Raw genomic sequence first — 1,734 nt, forward strand, 5'->3', positions numbered from 1 at the left:
TCTGTACCGAGGCAAGATCCCTGACCTGCACAGCGGGGACGTTCTCGGCCATGAGTTCATGGGCGTGGTGGAAGAGGTGGGCGCGGGTGTCACCCAGGTTCGCCCCGGCGACAGAGTGGTGATTCCGTTCGTGATCGCCTGCGGCGACTGCTTCCACTGCCGCCTGGCGGAGTACGCAGCCTGCGAGACCACCAACCCTGGAAAAGGCGCGGCAATGAACGCCAAGGGCATGCTGCCGCCGGCAGCCCTGTTCGGATACAGCCACCTGTACGGCGGTGTGGCCGGTGGCCAGGCCGAGTTCGTGCGCGTGCCCAAGGCCAATGTCGGCCCGCTGCGCATCCCCGATGGCGTCGCCGACGAGCAGGTCCTGTTCCTGTCCGACATCCTGCCAACCGGCTACCAGGCGGCGCTCAATGCCGGGGTGAAGCCTGGCTCGACCGTCGCGATCTTCGGCGCAGGCCCGGTAGGCCTGATGAGCGCGGCGTGCTGCCGCCTGCTGGGCGCCCAGACGATCTTCATGGTCGATCATCTTGCCTATCGCCTGGACTTCGCCCAGCGCACCTACGGCGTGACACCGATCGATTTCAGCAAGGTGGATGATCCGGCCGACTACATCGTCGGTCAGACCAGCGGCCGCGGCGTGGACGCCTGCATCGAGGCGRTCGGCTTTGAAGCGGAAGGCAGCGCACTGGAAAGCGCGCTGACGGCTGTCAAACTGGAAGGCAGCAGCGGGGTCGCGATCCGTCAGTGCATCGCCGCCGCCCGCCGAGGTGGTGTGGTCAGCATTCCCGGCGTCTATGCTGGTTTCATCCACGGTTTCCTGCTGGGCGATGCCTTCGACAAGGGCTTGACCTTCAAGATGGGCCAGACCCACGTCCAGGGACTGATGCCGGAGCTGCTGACCGCGATCGTCGAGGGCAGGCTGGACCCGGGCAACATCATCTCCCACCGGATGCGCCTGGCGGACGCGGCACAGGGCTATGCGATGTTCGATGCGAAGGATGATGAATGCAGGAAGATCGTGCTGACCCCATGATTGCGGCGGCGTGTTTGGTGCCTGCCACGAGGGTGGCGCGCCAGCGAGGACGGCGTGCCAACGGGGCTCCCGCGCTGCGCCTGCACGCAACGGCCATCCATTCTTGACGGCGCCTTGGCGCCGGACGTGGATACTTCCGCCGTCATTGGCCGAGGAGGACTGAAAATGGGTAGCACCGAGACCAGCAGGGCGCCGCGCATTCTGCGCGTGGAAGTGATGCCGCTGGACTGCGGGGAAACCGCGGTGGTGGTGGAACTGGCATCGCCCCCCGGCAGGGCTTGGGAGAAGGCACTGAAGCGCGTGATTTCTGAAACCGAGGGGCTTGAATCGGCGCAGTCGCGCTGTGACGGCCGCTTCGTCTACATCATCGGTATCGAGCCCGGTGGCCGTGGCACGCTCCATCGGGTGAACCAGGTGCTGGCCGCCACCCACGAACGCATTGCACCGCGCAACGGGCATTCCATGCCGATGCCACAGCAACCGGCAGGCGCCATGGTCAACGCCAGCCTCTGAGYAGCGATGGCCGATACACGGCAACCTGACGGCTGCAGGCCGGCCACGCCCGGCCGCACAGGCTTCACGCCGCAGCCAACGTGTGTTCACCATGTTGCTACGAGCCTGTCGCCACCGTAGCGCCATGGCACGTGAACTCCGTCATCCGCGACCGGGCCACCCGGTCGCTGTGGGCTGCGCAGGGT

At 66.3% G+C, this 1,734-nt stretch carries 2 protein-coding genes; both read left to right on the forward strand.

Translation table 11 applies throughout. From position 1 onward, the window contains the following. The coding region (locus AC1VAN_RS20875) for a zinc-dependent alcohol dehydrogenase (protein WP_480986642.1) at positions 1 to 1,036 on the forward strand (1,036 nt) is incomplete at its 5' end. 165 nt (positions 1,037 to 1,201) lie between these two features. Then, on the forward strand, positions 1,202 to 1,549 hold the full coding sequence (locus tag AC1VAN_RS20880) for a hypothetical protein (protein ID WP_080148719.1): 348 nt from the start codon (positions 1,202 to 1,204) through the stop codon (positions 1,547 to 1,549). Positions 1,550 to 1,734: the final 185 nt, after the last annotated feature.

The organism is Stenotrophomonas sp. 05L44_2 (genome assembly GCF_056665995.1).